At 46.0% G+C, this 743-nt stretch carries 1 protein-coding gene; it reads right to left on the reverse strand.

Annotation, left to right across the window (positions count from 1 at the left end; translation table 11 throughout):
* Nucleotides 1–743: elongation factor Tu (locus PSH54_RS20510; RefSeq protein WP_273607004.1), on the reverse strand; the 743-nt coding region annotated here is incomplete at its 3' end.

A 743-nucleotide genomic window follows, 5' to 3' on the forward strand; every position in this document is an offset into this window, starting at 1 on the left:
ATACCAACGATTTCAACTTCGTCGTTCACGTTGATGATACCAGCTTCAACACGACCAGTTACTACTGTACCACGGCCTTGGATTGAGAAAACGTCTTCGATAGGCATGATGAATGGCTTATCGATGTCACGCTCTGGCTCTGGGATGTAAGAATCTAGTGCTTCTGCAAGCTCAACGATCTTGTCTTCCCACTGCTTTTCGCCTTCAAGTGCTTTAAGAGCAGAACCTTGAATTAGTGGTAAGTCATCACCTGGGAAGTCGTACTCAGAAAGAAGTTCACGAACTTCCATTTCTACTAGCTCAAGTAGCTCTTCGTCGTCAACCATGTCACATTTGTTCATGAATACAACGATGTAAGGTACGCCAACCTGACGAGAAAGTAGGATGTGCTCACGCGTTTGTGGCATAGGGCCGTCAGTCGCAGCTACTACTAAGATAGCGCCGTCCATTTGAGCAGCACCAGTGATCATGTTTTTAACATAATCGGCGTGTCCAGGACAATCTACGTGTGCGTAGTGACGAGTTGGTGTATCGTACTCAACGTGAGAAGTTGAGATTGTGATACCACGCTCGCGCTCTTCTGGAGCGTTATCGATTGATGCGAAATCTTTAGCAACACCGCCGTATACTTTTGCAAGTACGTTAGTGATTGCTGCAGTTAGTGTAGTTTTACCGTGGTCAACGTGGCCGATTGTACCAACGTTTACGTGCGGTTTTACGCGTTCAAACTTTTCTTTTGCCAT

The organism is Pseudoalteromonas sp. Angola-30 (genome assembly GCF_028599215.1).
Lineage (GTDB): Bacteria > Pseudomonadota > Gammaproteobacteria > Enterobacterales > Alteromonadaceae > Pseudoalteromonas > Pseudoalteromonas atlantica.